This is a genomic window from Rhodoferax sp. P1_F3 (genome assembly GCF_056405715.1).
Map to the genome: position 1 here is coordinate 663,698 of NZ_JBFUBO010000002.1, position 20,338 is coordinate 684,035.

The following is a 20,338-nucleotide window of genomic DNA, read 5'->3' on the forward strand; positions in this document are numbered from 1 at the left end:
GGCGCCAAAAAATTCACACCGGGGCATAGGGCAGCGCTTTACCATCGGCGCCATGCCCGATAGCCCCGCCCTCACCCAATTGCTGGACCAGGTCCGCACGGCCGTGGCCGAGCGCACCCCGCTGCAGATCCGCGGGGGTGGCAGTAAGGACTTTGTCGGCAGCATCCAGCCCGCACAGTTGCTGGATACGCGGGGCCACAGCGGCATCCTGGACTACGCGCCCAGCGAACTGGTGGTCACCGCAGCTGCGGGTACACCGCTGGCAGAGCTGGAGGCTGCGCTGGCCGAAAAGGGGCAATGCCTGCCGTTTGAACCTCCGCATTTCGTGTGGTCCAGCGGTGCCGACACGCCGTCGCCCGCCACAGTAGGCGGTTTGGTGGCCAGCGGCCTGGCGGGCCCGGCACGTGCCAGCGTGGGCAGCGTGCGCGACTATGTGCTGGGCCTGCAGTGCATCAACGGCCAGGGCGAGCACCTCACCTTTGGCGGTCAGGTCATGAAAAATGTGGCGGGCTACGACGTCTCACGCCTCATGGTGGGCGCCATGGGCACGCTGGGGGTGATTACCCAGGTGTCGCTCAAGGTGCTGCCTGTGGCGCCGGCCGAGGCTACGCTCGTGTTCGACCTGGATCAGGCCCATGCGCTGGAGCAGTTGCACCGCTGGGGCGGTGAGCCGCTGCCGCTGAACGCCAGCTGCTGGGTGCATGACGACACGGCGCCTGGGGGCGGGCAAGACCTGCTGTTTGTACGCCTGCGTGGCGCTGTGGCTGCGGTGGAGGCGGCCAGTCAGAAGATGCTGGCCGAGGCGCCCGGCCAGCGCATGGACACAACCCTGGCCGCTGCCGACTGGGCGCTGTGCCGCGACCAGCGCCTGCCATTTTTTGCGCCGCCTGCGCCGGAGCTGGTGCTGTGGCGCCTGTCCGTGGCGCCCACGGCGCCAGTGCTCGACCTGCGATGGCCCCAGTTGGTGGAATGGCACGGCGGCCTGCGCTGGCTCTGGGCGCCGTTGCAGGCTGGCGCAGAACTGCAAGCGGCGGCACGCCAGGCATCAGGAAATGCTACTATTTTTGTAGCTGCTCGCGCATATTCCACGGGGGCTGGATGCCAATTTGGCACCAAAGACCCGGCCAAGGACGCCATCACCCGCCGGCTCAAGGCTGCATTTGACCCGCTGGGCCTGTTCAACCCGGGGCGCCTCTGCGCCGATCTTTAGGCCCCCACCTCGCCCATGCAAACCCACCTCGCTCCCGAGTACCAGCACACCGTAGACGGCCAGGCCGCCGAGGCCATTTTGCGCAAGTGCGTGCACTGTGGTTTTTGCACCGCCACTTGCCCCACCTACCAGCTGCTGGGCGACGAACTAGACGGCCCGCGTGGACGCATTTACCTGATGAAGCAGGTGCTGGAAGGCCAGACACCCACCCGCGCCACCCAGCAGCATCTGGACCGCTGCTTGACCTGCCGCAACTGTGAGACCACCTGCCCCAGCGGCGTGGACTACGGCCACCTGGTCGACATAGGGCGCAAGTTGGTGGACGCGAAGGTGCCCCGTCCTTTGGGCGAGCAAGCTATGCGCTGGGCGCTGAAGGAGGGCTTGCCTTCGCCCCTGTTCGCACCTGCCATGAAGTTGGGGCAGATGCTGCGCCCGCTGCTGCCGCAGGGCCTGAAGAACAAGGTGCCAGTGCCACAGGCGGCCGGTGCCTGGCCCACGCGCAAGCAAGCACGCCAGATGCTCATGCTGACAGGCTGCGTGCAGCCGGCCATGGCGCCCAACATCAACACGGCCACGGCGCGCGTGCTTGACGCGGCCGGTGTGCAGGTGCTGCTGGCGCCTGAGGCCGGCTGCTGCGGCGCCGTGAAGTTCCACCTGAACGACCAAGACGGCGGCATGGCCCAGATGCGCGCCAACATCGATGCCTGGTGGCCCTATGTGGAACGGGGAATGGAGCAGGGCGTGGAAGCGCTGGTCATGAATGCCTCGGGTTGCGGCGTCACCGTCAAGGAATATGGCCACATCCTGCGCGACGACCCGCAGTACGCCGCCAAGGCCGCACGCATCAGCGCACTCACGCGTGACCTGAGCGAGTTGCTGCCCGACCTGCTACCCGTGTTGCGCGAACGGTTGGGCGCCCACGGCGCGGCAGGCCAGCCTGCCCTGGTATTTCACCCGCCCTGCACGCTGCAGCACGGCCAAAAGCTCAAAGGTGGCGTAGAGACGCACCTGGCTGCGCTGGGCTTTTCCGTGCGGGTCGCCGCCAACGAGGCTCACCTGTGCTGTGGCTCGGCTGGCACCTACTCGGTGTTGCAGCCCGAGCTGGCCTACCCGCTGCGCGACCGCAAGCTGAACAACCTGCAAGCCCAGGCCGACGAGGTCATCATCAGCGCCAACATCGGTTGCATCACCCACCTGCAGAGCGGCACGGCAACAAAGGTGCGGCACTGGGTGGAGGTGCTGGACGCTGCATTGCTGGCCTAAACGCGCCTGTTCACCGCATAATCTTGGCGTTATTCCAAGGTGTACAGGGGAGCCCATGCATTCATCCGACGAGATTGACGATCCGCGCCGCCAATGGCTGATCCAGGCGCTGGCCGCCGGCGTGTTCGGCAGCGCATTCACCCAGGCGCAAGCCCAGGGCTTCAGCATCTTTGGCAGCAAGCCCAGCAAGTTGCCCCCGAGCCAGTCCATCTACGGCATCTCGGGCGACGTGAAGGTGAACGACAAGCCTGCCTCCCTAACCACCCCCATAAAACCCGGCGACACGCTGGAAACCGCCAAGAACAGCGAAGTCATTTTTGTGGTGAACACCCACTCGATGATCCTGCGCGGCGACAGCAAACTGGTGATTGAGGCCCCGGCCGAACCGCCAGCAGACACCTCGGTGGCGGGCTACATCATTGGTGGCCTGCGCATGGTGACCGGCAAGCTGCTCTCGGTGTCGCGCAATTCCCCCATGCATGTCACCACCTCCACCTCCACCATCGGCATTCGCGGCACCGGTTTCTATGTCGAGGCCGACCCGGAGCAAACTTACTTCTGCACCTGCTATGGCTCCACCGAAGTGCAGGCCAATGACGACCCAGAGAGCCGCGAACAGGTAGTCGCCTCACACCATGACCGCCCGCTCTACATCGTCAAGGACGGCGGTACCGGCAAGAACATCCGCAATGCGCCCTTTGTGAACCACACGGACCAGGAGCTGGCCCTGATCGAAACCCTGGTGGGGCGCAAAACCCCGTTTGTGTTCTCCAAGGATTCATACAGCGGCCCCCGCCGCAGCTACTGATTACTCGGGCGCGCCGTTCAGGATCCAGCCGAGGATCTTGTCGTAGTCAGACCGGCCCGCTGCGCCAGGGGTGAGAGAAGCATTGAACCCGGCGACCAGCCCGCCGTTGTGGTGGTTGCCAGACGGCTTGCGCAGCAAGGGGCTGGCCGCAATGTCCGTGAAGTTGATGCGTCCGCGCAGTTCTTTGTAGAACCAGTGGTTGTCGTCGGTGGACTTGTCGTTGGTCGCTTCAATTCCATTGACGCCGTTGCGATCAATATCCGAGTACCAAATGGGCGGTGTCACCGTGCCATTACCGCCAGACTTGTGGCATTGCGTGCATTGGCCCGCTACCTGACCACCGGTCTGAAGGATGGCTTTGATGTCAGAGAAGCGTAGCAGCGACGGGTCATAGGCGAGGGTCGTATCCACCACCACCGTGAGCGTCTTTGCCGTACTGCTCGTACTGCCATTGCCCGTCACTAGCTGCACCTGGTACGTCCCCGATGCACTCACCGTCAATGTGGGGTTGCTCGCTGTCGATGACGACAACAACGCGGTTTGTCCGCCGGGTACCGATGTCACGGTCCATGTGTAGGTGCTGGAGTACAAGCTCATAGCCGCAGACAGCGTGGGTGTGAGCGTCTGCACCACACGGTCTGGCCCAGGGTCGGCCACGGGACGGCCGGGCTGTTTGCTGGCATCGGCGCTATACGCCGTGCCTGCCAGGTAGGTCACCATTTCCGAGTTCATGGCACTGGTCGTCCAGAACTTGTCATAAATCAGTTTGGCCAACGGCATGTTGCCGCGGTCAATCACGTGGGCCTTGATACGGTCTGCAAAGCCGTCAAATTTGGTGAACGATTCAAAGTCGATGTCCGACTGATTGCCCGTACCCCGCAGGCTGTGGCATACGCGGCACGACTCGGTAACTGTTGTGGAATACAGCGTGCCGCGTCCCAGGCTTTGCCAATCACCGGGCATATAGGTGTTGGTGGTCTCGCTCAAGGCATTGGGCAGGTTGTTGCCGCCGTACATGTGCTTGATGTGCGCCGCTGCCGTGCCCTGGTATTCATTTTGAGTGGCCGCGCGCCTGCATCCGTCGAATATGCCGGCGGTTTCGCTGGCGGGGATGGGGTAGGTGCACAGCACCATCTTGTTTAACTCTTTGATATTCGCCTCCAGAACGGAGCGGGTATAGCCGCCGATGGTGGAAAAATCAAAGGAGGCCGGCTCAAACGCATGGGTTTGAGCGCCAATGTCCCCGCGCTCACCAGAGACCGAGTTCATCAACTTGGGGAACAAGCCTGTGGGCGTGAGCGGGTCACCCCGGCCCCCATGGCAGCTGATGCAAACGGTCGGCATGGCCTTGCTTCCGCGGCCATCCAGATTGGCCACGGTCAGCCGCTGTTGGGTAACGGGATCGAAGGTGTAGAACTTGACAAACTTGGTCCCAGCCAGCGGGCCCGGGCTGAACTCGATGCCATTCGTTCCGATGTGCCAGCGTGCTTCGCTCCGGACAGCGGCTTCGACGTTGAGTGGGGTGTATGCACCGTACCCTCCCAGCAGGTAGTTTTCTACAACGAAGGCAATGCTGCCATCCGCATTCTGGCGGCCGGTCATTTTGCGGCCATAACCCAGATCGCGTTGGTCGCCGATGATGATGCTTACCTCATTGCCACCCGTGCCGAACTGATTTTTGCTCTTGAAGTCGGCCAGCGTGGTGCGTTCGTTGGCAGGGTCGATGGCCTGGTAGTAACCGCTGGCGTAGGCCACAGCGTTAACTTCCAGGCTGGCGTCATCCTGCTTTTGTGGGTTTGGAAAAAGCAGGAAGCTGTTGGGTCCCGCGGGGCCTTCGGTGGTCGTCGTGCTGGTACTACTGCTTCCGCCTCCACCACCGCCGCAAGCAGAGAGCAAGGCCAGCACCGTCAGGGTCACGCAATATTTGTAGAGACGAGTAAGTTTCATGATTGGCGCTCCCTTAGAACCGCATCAGGTAGCTGGCCGACACCTGGTTAGTGACATAGCTGTTCGGTGAAGTCGCCCAGGCCGGCCGCATGCCGGGGGTGGACTCGACACGGCGCCAGGCAATGTCGAGAGAGTCGCGTGCGCCCAAGCCGACGTTGTAGCCCAGCGTAGTCAGTACGGTGGTGCCGCCAAACCGGTAGCTGAAGAACTGTCCTCCCGCATAGGCGTCATCTTGGACCAGAACCTTGGCCACGGTCACGTTTTCCAGCGATGAACGGCCGGTGGACACAATATCGCCGTCCCGGTACTCCGCACTCATGTACAGGGTCGCGCTGCCGCGCAGTGCATAGTCCAGGTTCACCCGCAGCGAGGTATCCGCAGTCTGGAATACGGTGCTGTTGGCATAGCGGCCGTTGTAGCCCAGCGCGCCAAAGAGGTTGATGCGATCGGTCAGCGGCTGCATCACCGATGCGCCCACCGAATAGCGGTAGCCGTCGCGCAGGCTGGATTGGTGTTTGAGTGCCGTGACACGGCTAAACAACCCGAATGTGGGTTCATCAAACTCAGAAGAAGCCCGGTACTGGTACACCGCCTCGCCGGTCAGGCTGATGTTGCTGAGGCCGTTGTAGGTCTGGAACCGTTCGCCTCCCACGCTGCCGGTGAGCAGCAGCCGGCTGGTGCCGCTGAGAGAAATAGCCCGGGTTTGCCCTGCATTGAAGGTGTAGATGCTGTCCCCGCGGATATCGGAGGCCAATTTGGAGCGGGTAATGTTGTCATCCCATGTATAGCCCGCATCCACTTGGATCTGGTTGTCGTCGTTGAAGTCCAGCTCCACACCTTTGAGCAGGTCCGGCAGGCCCTTGGCGCCAAGTTCCTTGACCAACTTCAGCCGCAGCGCATAGCTGGATTCTTGCGCCGATACCTGCGTCAGCTGGTAGTCCACCCCAAAGGCCCAGCCATCGCGAAACAGGAACTCGCTACCGATGCCGAAGACCAGGGCGCTTTGCAGGCTGCCGGAGGGGGCGATGGCGTAGCGCGTGCCACCGATCTGGTCTGCATAGGAAATGGAGGCTTCGCTCTTGTTCTGCAGATCCTGACGCAGCTCCACGCGGGCGCGGGGGATGGCCCAGCCAAACGGTGTGGAATGGATGCTCTCGCCGCGCAGCCCCAACACGCCCTGCAGGGCGGTATTGGTCTGGGTGTAGTAGTTCAGGGCAAATGTACCTGCACCGGTCTCGGTGGCCTCGTTGAGCTGGTCCATCGAGAAGTCCAACCGGCTGTAGGGCGAGATCATGTTCGTCTTGTCGCGGAACTCCAGCCCGCCACCCACCGAGCCGAATAACTGATAGCCCTTGCGATTGGCGTTGGCAAAGGCGCCGGCTGCCGAGACATAACGCTTCGAATCAAAGTCGATCGAACCCACGCCCAGCATGCCTTCCAGGAAGCCCTTGGTGCCGACCTGGCGGCTCGCGTAGACCGCCAGCGAGTAGCCGCGGGACTCGTTGCGCGTGCCGTCGGTGCCAATGTTGGTCGTGTCCTGGGCATAGCCCACGCCCATGCCCACGGTGAGCTTGTCGTCCCAAGCCAGGTCCACGCCCATGCTGACACCATTGGAGCTGAAGTCCGAGCCGCTCAGCCCGCCGCTGGCGTCGCGCGCACCAAAGCTGACCACACCTTCGACCCATACCTTCGGGCCGGGCAGGGTGTTGGTTTTGACGTTGCCACCCAATCCGGCAGATAACCGCCCCAGATCGACCGACCGGTTCTGCACCAGCCCTGTAACCAGCCCGTAGAGCGGGTTCTGGCTGAGTCCGGTGTCATTGGCCACCTGGCTGACAGCCGACGACACGGGCAGGGAGGCCGGAGCGGTGCCTACCGGCAGTTGGGTGGCCGAGTTGGTGCCAAGGCTGTTGAGCTGGGCACTGGTTTTTGCAGCGGAGGGCGCACTCACGGCGGCATCACCAAACCGCGCAGCGGGCTGGCCGCTACCCAGGCTGGGGCCGCGGCTGCGCAGGCCTTCCATGTGGCGGCCATAGTTGGCAATCTGCGTGCGCGAGAAGCGCAGGGCCGCTTCGTTCTGCGCAGTCAATGTGCCAACGACCGCTTTGTCTTGTGTGGGGTCAGGGCGCCCTGTTACCGTCACCGTCACGATGCCGGCTGTTGACGTGGCGCCACCGGTGAAATGGGCGATGGCCGAGAAAGAGTCAGTACCAAAGAAGTTGGCCGCTGGCGTATAGGTGGCAGTGACGCCACTGATGGTTAGCGTACCGTGGGCCGGCTGCATGGAGACCGACATGCCCGTGGGGCTGAGGGCTGGGAACATGCAGGTATTGAGGTTCAGCGTTGCAGCAGTATTCGTGGCCGTCGTCAAGGTACATGCCGCAGGGGTGGGTACGCCTACCGAGAAGTTGACCGTGACGGCGCCGCTGGTGCCCACTGCATTGGTGGCGGTCAGTGTGACAGCACTGCTGGCCGATGGTACGGTGGGTGTGCCAGATATCACACCGGTGCCGGTGTTCAAGGACACGCCCGTGGGCAGCGTGCCGCTGGCCAGTGCAAATGCGGTCAGTGGCGGGTTGCTGGCCGTGATGGTGATGGGGCTCATGGCCGCACCCAACGCCAGCGCCGTGGTGGTGCCGTTGCTGGGGCTGCTGATCACGGGTACCGCATTGGGCGTGATGGTGAAGGTCACCGCCAGGGAGCCTGTCACCCCGCCAGAGTTGACGGCCCCTAGGGTCACCGTGGATACGCCGCTGGCCGTGGGGGTGCCCGACACCACGCCGGTGCTGGTGTTCAGCGTCAGGCCCGCAGGCAGGCTGCCGGACACAACGGAGTAACTGGTGATGGGACCATTCGTGCCAGTTGTTGTGATGGTGTAAGCCGTGCCAGCGGATCCCACGGTGCCGGAGCCAGCGGCACCACTGTTGATCACCGGTGCTGCAGTGGCATGGATGCGCATGACCACATTGAGTGACCCGGTGCCCGAGGCATTGTCTGCACTTAACGTGACCGCGTAGTCGCCACTGGTGTTGGGGGTACCTGTGATGGCACCTGTGCTGGTATTCACCGAGAGGCCGGGCGGCAAATTACTTGCGGCGTAGCTGCCGGCCGTAATGGGCGGGTTGGTGGCGTTGATCTGGTAACCCGCAATGGCCGTTCCAACCGTGCCCGCCACGGTCACCGTGGGGGCGGTGGCCAGCGAGGGAGTGCTCGTGATAACCGGTACCCCAGCCGAGGCCACATTGATGGTCAGTGTCTGACTCACGGCGCCAGCCGTTGTGGTGGCCTGCAGCGTCACCGGGTAGCTGCCTGCGATGGTGGGGGTGCCGCTGATCTGTCCCGAGCCGCTGGCGAAACTCAGTCCACTAGGCAGGCTGCCCGTGAGCCCGTAGGCGCTGGGGCTTGCAGGGTAGGTTGTGATCTGGAAGGTCGATATTGCGGAGTTCTGCGTGTAGTTGGCCGTGGCACTGTTGGTAATGCCCGCAATGTCCATCGTCAGCGTCTTGCTCACCGTGCCGTCGTTGATGGAGCCGTTGATTTGGGCACCGATGGTGACCGAGAAGGAGCCCGTGGCGGTGGCGGTGCCGGTGATCTTGCCATTGGTACTGTCGACGGACAGACCCGTGGGCAAGCCGGTGGCCGTGAAGTTGGAAGCCGAGCCGTCATTGGATGTGATCTGGTAGAGCGGCGAGCCCGCGGTGTAGGCCTGGCCCTTGAAACCCGTGGCCGTGGCCGCGCTGGTGATGCCCAGCACCGTGACCTGGATGGTTCGCGTGTCATTGCCCGTAGGGTTGCGCACCTCGACGTTGAAGGCGTCCGAGCCCGTGTACCCCGCCGTGGAGGTGTAGTTGGCGTTGTAGACCATGGTGGTGGTGGCACCCACCGGGGCAGACATGGATGCACTGCCATTGCTGGCCGCCGAGGTGATGTTCAGGCCTCCGCTGTCCTGCGCCGCGCCGGCGGTCCCTTGAGTCAGGAGCGGGTAGATGTCCTTGGTGGCCGCAGCGCCCGAGCGCACGGCAATGGCGAGAGAGCCATTGCCGTTGGCCACTGTGAACGCGGGGGCCTTGAACTGGCCGATGTACAACGCCAGGGACATGATGTCGGACTGCGAGGGCAAGGCCGGTGTACCCCCGTAGTTGATATACATATTGCCGCCTGGCGACAGCTCGGTGTGCAGATAGGTGTAAGCATTGGAGGCTAGCAAGTGCGCCGCCGATGAGGTCGCTCCAGAGTGACAGTTCACACATCTTGCGTAGCCGCCAGCTCCACTGGTGTTGTAGATGCCGGAGCCGGTCGCCACCGATTGGCCCCAGGCGCTGGTTGAGGCCAAGCCGCAAAGCAACGCCATTGCTGCTGTCAGTTGCCAGATCTGGCGCAACATGCCTGTGGCCACTGCCTTGCAGGCAGTCCATCCCGGCGCAAGCACGGTGTAGGCTCGCCACAAGAAAGATGAGCGTGGAGTCTCAGTGTCGGACATTTCCATGGACCATACGGTGGGGCGTACAGCGGCCCCGGGACAAGGTAATTTGCGCTGGGCCCAGAAAGGAGACAGCCGCTAGCACAGATCACAGCGAATCAGTGTAACGAATTGCCTTTACTTTATTAAGGGCAATTGAGGGCCAAGCCCGGCGCGGCGCGGGCTTCTGTTGTATTTGGGCGAAATAACCCGATGAACCCTCAGTCCGTGGCCGCGGCAACCAAGGCTTGCCAGTCCTGCAGCGTGATGCGGGCCACAGGATAGGGGTGGCCCGGTGCGCCAGCATGGAACACAATGATTTCGGCAAACGCGAGTTGTATTTGGTCCTGCGGCTGCTGCGCTGACTGCACGTGGGCCACCAGCACGGTGTTCTGGCCTGGCGCCGGCAGGGCCAGCAGGCGTCGGGTGCGTGCTGCGTCGCGCTCGGCCTGAATGTCTCCGCCAGCCGGGTTTAGATCGAGCGTGGTTGCCACCGGACCCAACTCAAGCAACTGGGCGGTGTGCTCGGTTCTGCAGGTTTGGGAGCTCCAAACGGCCCCTACCGGAATTTTCAGCGCACGCAACGCTGTGCCCACGGCGCGTGCTTGTGCTTCTCCCTCAGGTGTCAGGCCGCTTTGCGGTTTGCAGTGCTCTGTGGGGGGGCCGCTGATGGCATGGCGCATATAGAGCACGTAGCCACCCTGGCGCAATTGCGCAACCAAGGCGGTGCCTTGCAGGGTCTTTGTGGGGTCGACCATGGGATACGCGGTTTGCGCCAACGCAGCCCCGCTGGTGCAGACCAGGGCCCAGAGGACGGGCAGCCAGCGCATAGGGTCAACTGGCCAGCGCAGCTTCGATGTCCTTGGCCAAACTCGCCGGCGTATCCGTAGGCGCGTAGCGCTTGAGCACCTGGCCGTCCTTGCCGATCAGAAACTTGGTGAAATTCCATTTGATGGCCTTGGTGCCCAGAAAGCCTGGGGCCTCCTTGACCAGCCACTGGTACAGCGGGTGGGCCTCGCCGCCATTCACATCGATCTTGGCCATCATGGGGAAGCTCACGCCGTAATTCAGTTGGCAGAACTCGGAAATCTCGTCGTTGCTGCCCTTGTCCTGGGCGCCAAACTGGTTGCAGGGAAAACCCAGCACCACCAAGCCTTTGTTGCCATAGGTCTTGTGCAACTCTTCCAGCCCCGCAAACTGGGGCGTGAAGCCGCAGGCGCTGGCCGTGTTCACGATCAGCAGGGGCTTGCCCTCAAACTGCCGCAATGCGACCGGCTTGCCGGAAATTTGCAGGGCTTCAAAGTCGTACACGGTGGCCATGGCGGAATCCTTTGCAGATGTCGGGGCATCACCTTAACACTTAGCGGGCGCTGTGAAAGCACTTGTACGCATCGGACTTTGCTGGGAAGATTCCAGCAAAGAGGTAACACCTTGAAATACCCCCCCCCGGTTGCGTCGATTTGTGGATTGGCTTGTGGCCACCAAGCGTGAGTACGACCTCGTGCAGGGGGAAGGAACCATGGAGACGCTTCGGCACTACCGCTGGGTGGCGGCGCTGATGGTTCCATTGCATGCGGGCCTAGCGTATTTGATGCAACAGTATGTCGCCCCGCCAGATCATCCCGAAATGGTGGAGTGGGCAAGCACCGTGAAATGGGCACACGTCGCCATTGGTGGATTCGTTATTTTCAACGGGTTGCTGTCCCATGCCTATGTGCGGCGCGGCAGGCACGCAACGGGGGGCGCCATTGCTTTGCAAATTGGCATTGCGGCTGGGTATTTTTATTTTGGTGCGGTGATCTCCATCGCTGATTTGGTGGCTAATGCGGGGGCTGGACCGTCGAGTTTCATGATGATTTGCATCATGTTCGGGGTGCTGGGGCTGATGCGCCCCGGCATCTCTGTGCCGCTGTATGCCGGCACTTGCGCGGTGTTTGCTGCCATGCTGTCGCGTGCGCCGATTGATCCTGTGCAAGCCACCAGCGTGGGCATCATTGCCTATGTGGGACCGGCGTTGGCATTGCTGGCGTCGGTGATTGTGTGGAATCAATTCGTTCGTGCTGTAGTGTTGCGTCGCCAGCTCAGTCGCAGCAACACCGCGCTGGTCGCACAACAACACGAACTGGCCTTTCTCGCCGACCACGACACGCTAACTGGCTTGTACAACCGCCGCGAGTTCATGCGTTTGGCCAATATGGAGCTGGCCCGGGTGACGCGTGCCCCCTGCGATACGCAGCTCATCATGGTGGATCTTGATTTTTTCAAGAAGATCAACGACCAATATGGCCACCCGGTGGGCGACGCCGTGCTCAAGCAGGTGGCAGCGCTGTTGCGGGGCGGCATCCGCACCACCGACACCGTGGCACGGCTGGGGGGTGAGGAATTCATCGTGCTGTTGCCAGACACGTCACGGGAGGGAGCGCTGGGCGTGGCAGAGAAACTGCGCCAACTGCTGCGGGCGGCACCGTTGGTGATTGAGGATCTGCGGGTACCGGTAACGGCCAGCTTTGGTGTCAGCGGTCTGCTGCGCGAACAGCGTGGCAAGGTCGACAGCATTTACGCCGCCGCCGACCGGGCCCTGTACGTGGCCAAGCAACTGGGGCGGGACCGGGTGGAATACGCCGAGCCCGAGTCGTCCGAGCTCGGCAGCGGCACCGCAGAGGGTTTGCGCGCCTAGCCGTGCAGGTTGTCGTTGCGGGCAATGGCTAGCAGGTGCTCCAGCACCGCCGCATGGTCGCGGCAGTTGCGTGCATGCCAGCGCTTGATCCACCACATAAAGCCCGCCACCACCACGCCAAAAACGGTGATGGCGCCAAAGGCCGACAGGCCCATGCCGGTGGACAGGCTGTAGAACGCGCCGAGACCCAAGATGCAGGCCTGTTCGTTAAAGTTTTGCACGGCAATGGAGCGGCCCGCGCCCATCAGGTTGTGGCCGCGGTGCTGGAGCAAGGCATTCATGGGCACCACCAGAAAGCCACCCAGCCCACCTAGCAAAATCAGGAAGGGTGCGGCCACCCAGACGTTGGTGATGAAGTTCAGGAACAAAATCAGCAGGCCCATGGCAATGCCCAGGGGGATCACATTGGTGGCGTGTTCCAGCCGCATGCGCATGGAGGCAGCTACCGCCCCGGCAGCCGTGCCTATGGCCACCACGCCCACCAGCGCCGACGCCTGCGTGACGCTATAGCCCAGCGCCGCCGAGGCCCACGCCAGCACGATATAGCGCAGATTGCCGCTCACACCCCAGAACAGCGTGGTGGTGCTCAGCGAGATCTGGCCCAGTCGGTCTTTCCACAGCTTGGCATTGCACTTCCAGAAATCGGGCAGCAGCGTGAGTAGGTTCTTGGGCATGGCGCGCATGCTGGCGCCGGTCAGCGGGATGCGGGTGTTGAACCAGGCCGCGGCCAGGTAGACAAAGATCAGGATGCCAATGGCCGCCTCGGGTGGGGTGTCAATGCTGGTGTCAATGAGAGGGAAGTCAATGGACAGCAGAGCGTGGGAGATGCCCGGACTGACCAGCTGGCCGCCCAGCAGCACGCCCAGGATGATGGAGGAAATGGTCAGCCCCTCGATCCAGCCGTTGGCCTTGACCAATTGGGAGGCCGGTAGCAGCTCGGTCAGGATGCCGTATTTGGCGGGGGAATAGGCCGCGGCGCCCAGGCCAACGATGGCGTAGGACATCAGCGGGTGCGTGCCAAACAGCATCATCAGGCAGCCCACCACCTTGATGCCATTGCTGATCAGCATCACCTTGCCCTTGGGCATGGAGTCGGCAAAGGCCCCCACAAAAGGCGCCAACACCACATAAAACAGCGCAAACATGGGCACCAGCGCGGCTTGCTGCCACTCAGGCGCACCTGCACTGCGTAGCAATTGCACGGCACCCACAAACAAAGCATTGTCGGCCAGCGAGCTAAAAAACTGCGCTGACATGATGGTGTAAAAACCGCGTTTCATGGGTGGGGAGTAGGGCACATTAGCGTGGCTAATGCGTCAGGTATTGTTGTAGGTCTCCAAACGTGCTGCGGTTATAGCACGGCGGCCAATGTCAAAATCTTCGCAGTTCCTCTCTCCGCCATCGCCATGCCACGTCCCATACAAGCCACCATCCACACCCAGGCCCTGCGCCACAACCTGGAGGTGGCGCGCCGCGCCGCGCCCGATGCGCGGGTCTGGGCGGTGGTCAAGGCCAATGCCTATGGCCATGGCATTGAGCGCGCGTTTGACGGTCTGCGTGGCGCCGATGGCATTGCCCTGTTGGACCTGGACGAGGCGCAGCGCGTGCGCAACCTGGGCTGGCGCGGCCCCATCCTCTTATTGGAAGGCGTGTTCGACCAGCGCGACCTGGAGCTGTGCTCGCGCCTGGGCCTGTGGCATACGGTGCACTGCGAAGAGCAGATCAATATGCTGGCCATCCACAAGACCAACGAGCCGCACCGTGTGTTCCTCAAGGTCAACTCCGGCATGAACCGCCTGGGCTTCCAGCCTGAGCAAGTGCGCTCAGCATGGACCCGCCTGAACGCGCTGCCACAGGTGGACGAAATTTCGCTGATGACCCACTTCAGCGATGCCGACGGCACCAAGGGCATTGATGCGCAGATGGTCATTTTCAAGTCCGTCACCGACGACCTGCCCGGCGAGCGCACGGTGAGCAACAGTGCGGCCACGCTGCGCCACTCCGGCCCCGGCCTGGTGTCCGATTGGGTGCGCCCCGGCATTGCCGTGTATGGCAGCGCGCCCGACTACCCCGAGCACACCGCCGCCCACTGGGGCCTGCAGCCGACCATGACACTAGCTGCAAAAATCATAGCTACCCGCACAATAGATACGGGGGCTAGCGTCGGATATGGCTCTACATTCGTGGCCGACAAGCCGATGCGCATTGGCGTGGTGGCTTGCGGCTATGCCGATGGCTACCCGCGCCTGTGCCCCACCGGCACGCCGGTGCTGGTGGACGGCGTGCGCACGCGCACCGTGGGCCGCGTCAGCATGGACATGATTACCGTGGACCTGGACCCCGTGCCCGATGCGCACATGGGCAGCGAGGTCACGCTGTGGGGCCGCGCGGCCAATGGCGCCGTGCTATCCATCGACGAGGTGGCGGCCTGCGCTGGCACCGTGGGGTATGAGCTGATGTGCGGGCTGGCGCTGCGCGTGCCCGTGGTGGTGGCCGATTGAACAAAAACACCATTCCTATTCCCATCTCCATGCTGGAGGTAGGCAAGCCGCTGCCGGTGGATGTGTGGAGTGGCACCACCGGCCAACTGTTGCTGCGCAAAGGGCAGCCCATCTTGTCTGTGCAGCACCGCGACAAGCTGCATGACCACGAAGCCTGTTCTTCCGCAGTGGAGGGCATGGCCTGGCAGCAGGCCTACGAGCGCATGGTGCACCAGATGCTGCGCGATGGGGTGGACATCCTCACCATTGCCACCGCGTCCATGCCCAGCACCATTCTGGAGCGCGACTATGTGGTCGGGCAGCAGCTCAGCGGCGGCTGGCTGGACTTGCAGGAAGTGCTGCGTGGCGTGCTGTACCAGGGCGGGTTGGCGATCAACCCGTTGCCGCGCCTGGCCGGACTGGAGCGCAAATGCCAGTCCTTGCTGACGGCCGATACCGACGACAGCCTGTTCTGCCTGTTCCAGGCGCTGGCCGACAGCAGCCTGGGCTACTGCGCCACCAATGCGCTGTTGTGCGCCGTGGTGTGTGAGCTGGCGGGGCAGAAACTGGGGCTGGACCCACTGCAGCGCCAGACGCTGCGCCGCGCCGCGCTGACCATGAACATCGGTATGGCGCGCGAGCAGGACTCCCTCACGCGCCAGAGCGACCCCCTGACCCTGGAACAACGGTCGTTGATTGCCGACCATTCCTTGCGCAGCGTGGATATTTTGGTGAGCCTGGGGGTGGATGACGACGACGTGCTGGATATCGTGCGCTGGCACCATGCGCCGGAGTCGCCCAAGGCCATGGCGCGCAACTTCGCCAGCCGCCGTCTGCTGCACCTGGCCGACGGCTTTGTGGCCCGTATGGCGGCGCGCAAGACGCGCATGTCGTTTGCACCGGTCAAGGCGGTCAAATCCATGGTGATGGGCGCCGAGGGTGAAATTGTGGGCGTGGGCTCGGCCATGGCGCAGGCCGTGGGGTTTTACCCGCCGGGCAGCTATATGCAGTTGGCCAACGGCGAGACGGCGGTGTCGGTGCAGCGCGGCGAGCGCGCCAATACGCCCTGGGTCGTGCCCATCCTCGACAAGGACGGCATGCCCATCGTCAAATACGTAGGCCACAACACCGCCACCGAGCCTGCCTATGCCATTGCCACCGCGGTGAACTTCGAGAAAGTGCGGGTCACCATCAATGGCGACAAAGTGCGCCAGGCGCGGGGGCGGATCCCGCGTTAGCGGTCGGAGCCCCCCCCAGGCCATTGTTTGGGCATGAAAATAACCTCTAGCCAGCGTAAATATTGCGCGAGCAGCTCCTAAATCAGGAGCGATTCAAATCTTGGATTTGGCGCAATTGTTGCTTCACCGAACCGGTGGATTCAGCATTGGATGGTTCGCGCGATTCCGTTACTAGCACCGTATCTATATGTAATAGGGATATATTAAGTTTGCCGTTTATGCGTGAATACGGGCCTTGTGTTGGCATCTCGTTTTTTCACGGCATTTTTTGGGGGCGGCATGCGCGTTGGCATATTTCTACTGGGTTTGATTCTGGCGGGTTGCGGAGGGGGAGGCGGGGGGAGTTCGTCGGGAGGCGGCACTACCGCCATGGATTTCAGTGTGAGCACCACACCCACCAACTCTGCGTTGAGTACGTCCTTTTTGGGGCACACCAAGGTGATGATTGGATTCAGCGACGGTCAAAGCTCCACCGGAAACAACGCCCCCTTCGACCTGGAATACCGCTACTTGAATTCTGAGGCCTGGGACGCTACTTATAACCATGCCAATTGTTTGAGCGGCACCGGTGCTTGCAAAAACGGTTGGTATGCCTGGAATCTGCCCGCTGGTCAGTACGCCAAGAATTTAGTCGATGGCGCGAAGGCACGCACCTGGAACGGCGTAACCCGTGCGCAAATCCCGTTCTTTACCTACTTCATGTTGCCATCGGCATCGGGGCTTCCCGCTGGGTCAGGGATCGCGCAAGAAACGAGTGCACTGGATGATCAAACGTTCATGACTAATTATTTTGATGACTGGCGATGGTTGCTGCAAAAGATTGGGAGCGATAAAGCCATGTTGCATATTGAGCCCGACCTGTTTGGCTTCCTGAAGGGCAGAGCCGACGCTACGACTGGCCTGCCCAGCGCCATCCCTGCCAAAGTCACGACCAGCAGCAGAACTGACTGCACCGATGTCAACGTGTATCCCAACGACGCTTCAGGTTATGTGAAATGCATGATTCACATGGTGCGCGTGTACGCGCCCAATGCCAAGGTGGGAATTCATGTCTCGCCCTGGTCATACAGCAGTCCGGGCAACGCGACTTCCTGGGCGAACTTCATCAATGCCTTGGGCGCGGGACAGGGCGACTTCATGGTGGCTGACCCCAGTGACCGCGATGCGGGGTATTACCTGACGCACGGTTCGGGCAACACAGACTGGGATGTGGCCAAGATGACAACCTTTTTCCAGTGGACGAATGCCGTTTCATCGGCGGTTGGCAACTTGCCTTTTTTCCTCTGGCAAGTGCCTCTGGGTAACTCGTACCAGAACAACACCGATTACCACTACCAAGACCATCGTCTGGAACTGCTGTTCTCCCATGTGCAGGAAGTGCGAGATGCCCATATCGCGGGCGTGTTGTTCGGGAGTGGGGAGACCGTGCAAACCAATATGAATACCGACGGCGGATTGCTCGTAGGCAAGACCAAGCAGCACTACATCAGCCGCGGCAGTGTGGACTGACCATTGGTGACGGCAATGGGGGCGGCTTGCTCAGCCAGGCCTTCAGCGCCTCAAACCACAGTACACACAGTAAGTAGGCCCAACCCCCCAGCGAGTGCCAGCCCGGCGCCCGACAAAGGCGCAAACGCAAACAGGCGCTGCAGCCAAGGCACATAGACGGCTGCCAGAGTGAGCAGCAGCGCCACGCCGCAGACCACCCACAGTGTTTGATTGGGTGCCCCCACGGAGCGCCACAGCGGCAGGTCGCTGCGGTTGGAAAAAATCAACCCCAGGTTGCCCAGCACCAGCGTCATAAAGACGAAGGCCCGCCCGCCGTCTTCTCCCCACTGCGCCATGCCCCACCACTGCGCCGCCATCACCACGGCCAGTGCGCCCACGCCCTGCAGCAGGGCAACGCCCAGGGTGCGCCGGCCTAGCAACGGTGCTTGCACATCGCGCGGGGGCTTGCGCATGCCATCGGCTTCGGCCGGTTCGTTTTCAAACACCATGGAGCAGGCCGGGTCGATCACCAGCTCCAGAAAGGCAATGTGCAACGGAAACAGCACCGTGGGCCAGCCCAGCAGCACCGGTAGCAAGGCCATGCCGGCAATCGGCACATGTACCGCCAGGATGTAAGACATGGACTTGCGCACGTTGTCAAAAATGCGCCGCCCCAGCCGGATGGCCCCCACGATAGAGGCAAAGTTGTCGTCCAGCAGCACCAGCGCGGCGGATTCGCGTGCCACGTCCGTGCCGCGCCCGCCCATGGCAATGCCCACGTGGGCTGCTTTCAGCGCCGGGGCGTCATTCACGCCGTCGCCGGTCATGGCCACCACCTGGCCATCGGCCTGCAGGGCTTGCACAATGCGCAGCTTTTGCGCCGGGGCCACGCGGGCACATACGGCCACCTCGCGCATGCGGCTGCGCAGGGCGGCATCGTTCAGGGTGGCAATCTCGTCACCGCTCAGCACCCCGGCCGCATCAACCTGGGCCAGGCCGGCAGTCCGGGCAATGGCGTGGGCGGTGGCCGGGTAGTCGCCGGTGATCATCACCACCCGAATGCCGGCCGTGTGGCACTGGGCCACGGCTTCGGGAATGCCGGGGCGCAGCGGGTCTTGCAAGCCCAGCAGCCCGACAAATTGAAAGGTGAAGTCGTGTTCCTGCGCGGGCCAGTCGCTGCCCTCAAACTGGCCTTGTGCCACCCCCAGCACCCGCAGGCCCTGTCCGGCCATCGCGTCCACGGCGGCGGCAATGCGCAGGCGCTCGGCCTCGGGCAGGTGGCACAGGTCCACCACCGCTTCGGGCGCGCCCTTGGCGGCCACGATGCGAGTGTTGTCTTGGGTGACGGTCCACACATGGGACATGGCACGCAGCTGGGGTGTCAGGCCGTACTCGCGCACCAGGATCCAGTCGCGGTGCAGGTGCTCGGTGCCTTGCAGGAAATGCGCGCCCAGGCGGTGAAAGGCCAGCTCCATCGGGTCATACGGGTCTTGCACGCTGGCCAGGATGGCGAATTCGGCCACGGTGTGAAAGGCCTCGGGCAACTGCGACTGCGCGCTGTAGTCCACCGCCAGCGTGGCATCGGCCTGCGCGCCGCCATAGGCGTAGAGCTGGGCCACGGTCATGCGGTTTTCGGTCAGCGTGCCGGTTTTGTCCACACACAGTACCGAGGTCGCGCCCAGCGTCTCGATGGCGGCGATGCGCCGGGTGAGCACCTGCAGTTTGGACAGGCGCCATGCACCCAGCGCCGGCAGCACGGTCAACACCACGGTGAATTCTTGTGGCAGCAGCGCCATGGCCAGTGCAATGCCAGCCAGTACCGCCGCCACCCAGTCACCCCGCATCAGGCCGTAGGCCAGCACCAGGCACACGCTGGCGGCCAGTGCCACCAGGGCCAGTGTGCGCACCAGCCGTGCCGTCTGCGCGCGCAGCGGCGAGGCTTCGGCCTGCAGGCTTTGCAAGGCGCTGCCAATGCGGCCCATGGCCGTGCGTTCGCCTGTGGCCAGCACACGCGCGGTGCCATGCCCTTTGACCACCAGCGTGCCGCAGTACAAAAACGGGGTCTGGTTGCCCCCGGCCTGGGGCGGCAGCGTCGTCAGGGTGTCGCCACCCGCAGGCACCGCCAGCTTGTCCACGGGGGTGGATTCGCCGGTCAGCAGCGATTCATCGGCCATCACCTCGCTGCCGTCCAGCAGCACAGAGTCGGCGGCAATGCGGTCGCCCTCGGCCACCAGCAGCAGGTCGCCCACCACCACGTCCTGCCCGGCAATGCGCTGGGGCTGGCCGTCGCGCAGCACCAGCGCGCGCGGGCTGGAGAGCTGGCGCAGGGCCTGCATGGCGCGTTCGGTCTTGCCTTCCTGGTACAGCGTGAGCCCCAGCACCACGACCACTAGGCCCATCAAAATGCCGCCCTCCTGCCAGTCGCCCAACACGCCGTACAACACGGCGGCGGCCAGCAGCAGCATGAACATGGGCTCTTTGAGCGTCTCCTGCACGATGGCCGCCAGCCGGCGTGGCTGCTCGCCGGGCAGCACGTTGGGGCCATCCACCAGCAGGCGCTGTGCGGCCTCTTGCGCGCTCAGGCCGACAGTCGGGTTTTTGGGTGAAATTGGCATCTATCCCCGGCTGCCTCAATAGTGAAGTGCAACACCTTTAATTTAACTCTAAGGTGTGCGCATGAAATCAGAACCTCATTACAGCCAGCTGGACTATCAAGATCGCCAAACCATCGCGATCGGCCTTGAAAACGGATTGAGCCTGCGCGCCAT

General features: G+C 62.9%; 14 protein-coding genes. 8 read left to right on the forward strand and 6 right to left on the reverse strand.

Annotated features, from left to right (window positions below):
• The first annotated feature begins 52 nt into the window (after positions 1–52).
• The 3 genes from glcE to AC1DZ5_RS05850 are packed head-to-tail and all read left to right on the forward strand — an operon-like array spanning position 53 to position 3,281.
• The gene (gene glcE / locus AC1DZ5_RS05840) at positions 53–1,210 is read left to right on the forward strand and encodes a glycolate oxidase subunit GlcE (protein ID WP_477887002.1); all 1,158 of its coding nucleotides are present in this window, start codon (positions 53–55) and stop codon (positions 1,208–1,210) included.
• Positions 1,211–1,225: 15 nt separating this feature from the next.
• Positions 1,226–2,473: a glycolate oxidase subunit GlcF gene (gene glcF / locus AC1DZ5_RS05845; RefSeq protein ID WP_477887004.1), complete on the forward strand. Its 1,248-nt coding sequence runs from the start codon at positions 1,226–1,228 to the stop codon at positions 2,471–2,473.
• 55 nt (positions 2,474–2,528) lie between these two features.
• On the forward strand, positions 2,529–3,281 hold the full coding sequence (locus tag AC1DZ5_RS05850) for a FecR family protein (RefSeq protein ID WP_477887006.1): 753 nt from the start codon (positions 2,529–2,531) through the stop codon (positions 3,279–3,281).
• On the opposite strand, the gene AC1DZ5_RS05855 is transcribed toward AC1DZ5_RS05850, so the two are convergent.
• The 4 genes from AC1DZ5_RS05855 to AC1DZ5_RS05870 all read right to left on the reverse strand — a co-directional run bounded on the left by AC1DZ5_RS05855 (position 3,282) and on the right by AC1DZ5_RS05870 (position 11,007).
• Complete coding sequence (locus tag AC1DZ5_RS05855; RefSeq protein WP_477887008.1) at positions 3,282–5,228, reverse strand: hypothetical protein; 1,947 nt, start codon at positions 5,226–5,228, stop codon at positions 3,282–3,284.
• 13 nt (positions 5,229–5,241) lie between these two features.
• Entirely contained in the window at positions 5,242–9,612 is a 4,371-nt protein-coding gene (locus AC1DZ5_RS05860; protein ID WP_477887010.1) for an autotransporter domain-containing protein, read from the reverse strand.
• 296 nt (positions 9,613–9,908) lie between these two features.
• Positions 9,909–10,517 carry a histidine phosphatase family protein gene (locus tag AC1DZ5_RS05865; RefSeq protein ID WP_477887012.1) on the reverse strand — a complete coding sequence of 203 codons (609 nt, stop codon included), beginning with the start codon at positions 10,515–10,517 and terminating at the stop codon, positions 9,909–9,911.
• A 4-nt stretch (positions 10,518–10,521) separates the two neighbouring features.
• Complete coding sequence (locus tag AC1DZ5_RS05870) at positions 10,522–11,007, reverse strand: glutathione peroxidase (protein ID WP_477887014.1); 486 nt, start codon at positions 11,005–11,007, stop codon at positions 10,522–10,524.
• Between the two features lie 154 nt (positions 11,008–11,161).
• Here AC1DZ5_RS05870 and AC1DZ5_RS05875 point away from each other — a divergent pair, with 154 nt between their 5' ends.
• Complete coding sequence (locus AC1DZ5_RS05875) at positions 11,162–12,364, forward strand: GGDEF domain-containing protein (protein ID WP_477887016.1); 1,203 nt, start codon at positions 11,162–11,164, stop codon at positions 12,362–12,364.
• On the opposite strand, the gene lplT is transcribed toward AC1DZ5_RS05875, so the two are convergent.
• On the reverse strand, positions 12,361–13,644 hold the full coding sequence (lplT, locus tag AC1DZ5_RS05880; RefSeq protein ID WP_310342694.1) for a lysophospholipid transporter LplT: 1,284 nt from the start codon (positions 13,642–13,644) through the stop codon (positions 12,361–12,363). The genes AC1DZ5_RS05875 and lplT overlap by 4 nt on opposite strands.
• Positions 13,645–13,770: 126 nt before the next feature.
• On the opposite strand from lplT, the gene alr reads away from it, so the two are divergent.
• The 3 genes from alr to AC1DZ5_RS05895 all read left to right on the forward strand — a co-directional run bounded on the left by alr (position 13,771) and on the right by AC1DZ5_RS05895 (position 17,591).
• The gene (alr, locus tag AC1DZ5_RS05885) at positions 13,771–14,865 is read left to right on the forward strand and encodes an alanine racemase (RefSeq protein WP_477887018.1); all 1,095 of its coding nucleotides are present in this window, start codon (positions 13,771–13,773) and stop codon (positions 14,863–14,865) included.
• Positions 14,862–16,082 (forward strand): HD-GYP domain-containing protein, encoded by a 1,221-nt coding sequence (locus tag AC1DZ5_RS05890; RefSeq protein ID WP_477887020.1) that lies wholly within the window; start codon positions 14,862–14,864, stop codon positions 16,080–16,082. Before alr ends, AC1DZ5_RS05890 begins: the two co-directional genes overlap by 4 nt.
• 381 nt (positions 16,083–16,463) lie before the next feature.
• Entirely contained in the window at positions 16,464–17,591 is a 1,128-nt protein-coding gene (locus AC1DZ5_RS05895; RefSeq protein WP_477887022.1) for a hypothetical protein, read from the forward strand.
• A gap of 50 nt (positions 17,592–17,641) precedes the next feature.
• Here AC1DZ5_RS05895 and AC1DZ5_RS05900 read toward each other — a convergent pair whose 3' ends face one another.
• Complete coding sequence (locus AC1DZ5_RS05900; protein WP_477887024.1) at positions 17,642–20,185, reverse strand: cation-translocating P-type ATPase; 2,544 nt, start codon at positions 20,183–20,185, stop codon at positions 17,642–17,644.
• Positions 20,186–20,246: 61 nt separating this feature from the next.
• On the opposite strand from AC1DZ5_RS05900, the gene AC1DZ5_RS05905 reads away from it, so the two are divergent.
• The coding region (locus AC1DZ5_RS05905) for a helix-turn-helix domain-containing protein (protein WP_477887043.1) at positions 20,247–20,338 on the forward strand (92 nt) is incomplete at its 3' end.

Excerpts from the sequence above, each read along its gene's own strand:
- glcE (WP_477887002.1), top strand. The coding sequence starts at position 53 with ATGCCCGATAGCCCCGCCCTCACCCAATTGCTGGACCAGGTCCGCACG.
- glcF (WP_477887004.1), top strand. The coding sequence starts at position 1,226 with ATGCAAACCCACCTCGCTCCCGAGTACCAGCACACCGTAGACGGCCAG.
- AC1DZ5_RS05850 (WP_477887006.1), top strand. The coding sequence starts at position 2,529 with ATGCATTCATCCGACGAGATTGACGATCCGCGCCGCCAATGGCTGATC.
- AC1DZ5_RS05855 (WP_477887008.1), bottom strand. The coding sequence starts at position 5,228 with ATGAAACTTACTCGTCTCTACAAATATTGCGTGACCCTGACGGTGCTG.
- AC1DZ5_RS05860 (WP_477887010.1), bottom strand. The coding sequence starts at position 9,612 with ATGTTGCGCCAGATCTGGCAACTGACAGCAGCAATGGCGTTGCTTTGC.
- AC1DZ5_RS05865 (WP_477887012.1), bottom strand. The coding sequence starts at position 10,517 with ATGCGCTGGCTGCCCGTCCTCTGGGCCCTGGTCTGCACCAGCGGGGCT.
- AC1DZ5_RS05870 (WP_477887014.1), bottom strand. The coding sequence starts at position 11,007 with ATGGCCACCGTGTACGACTTTGAAGCCCTGCAAATTTCCGGCAAGCCG.
- lplT (WP_310342694.1), bottom strand. The coding sequence starts at position 13,644 with ATGAAACGCGGTTTTTACACCATCATGTCAGCGCAGTTTTTTAGCTCG.
- alr (WP_477887018.1), top strand. The coding sequence starts at position 13,771 with ATGCCACGTCCCATACAAGCCACCATCCACACCCAGGCCCTGCGCCAC.
- AC1DZ5_RS05900 (WP_477887024.1), bottom strand. The coding sequence starts at position 20,185 with ATGCCAATTTCACCCAAAAACCCGACTGTCGGCCTGAGCGCGCAAGAG.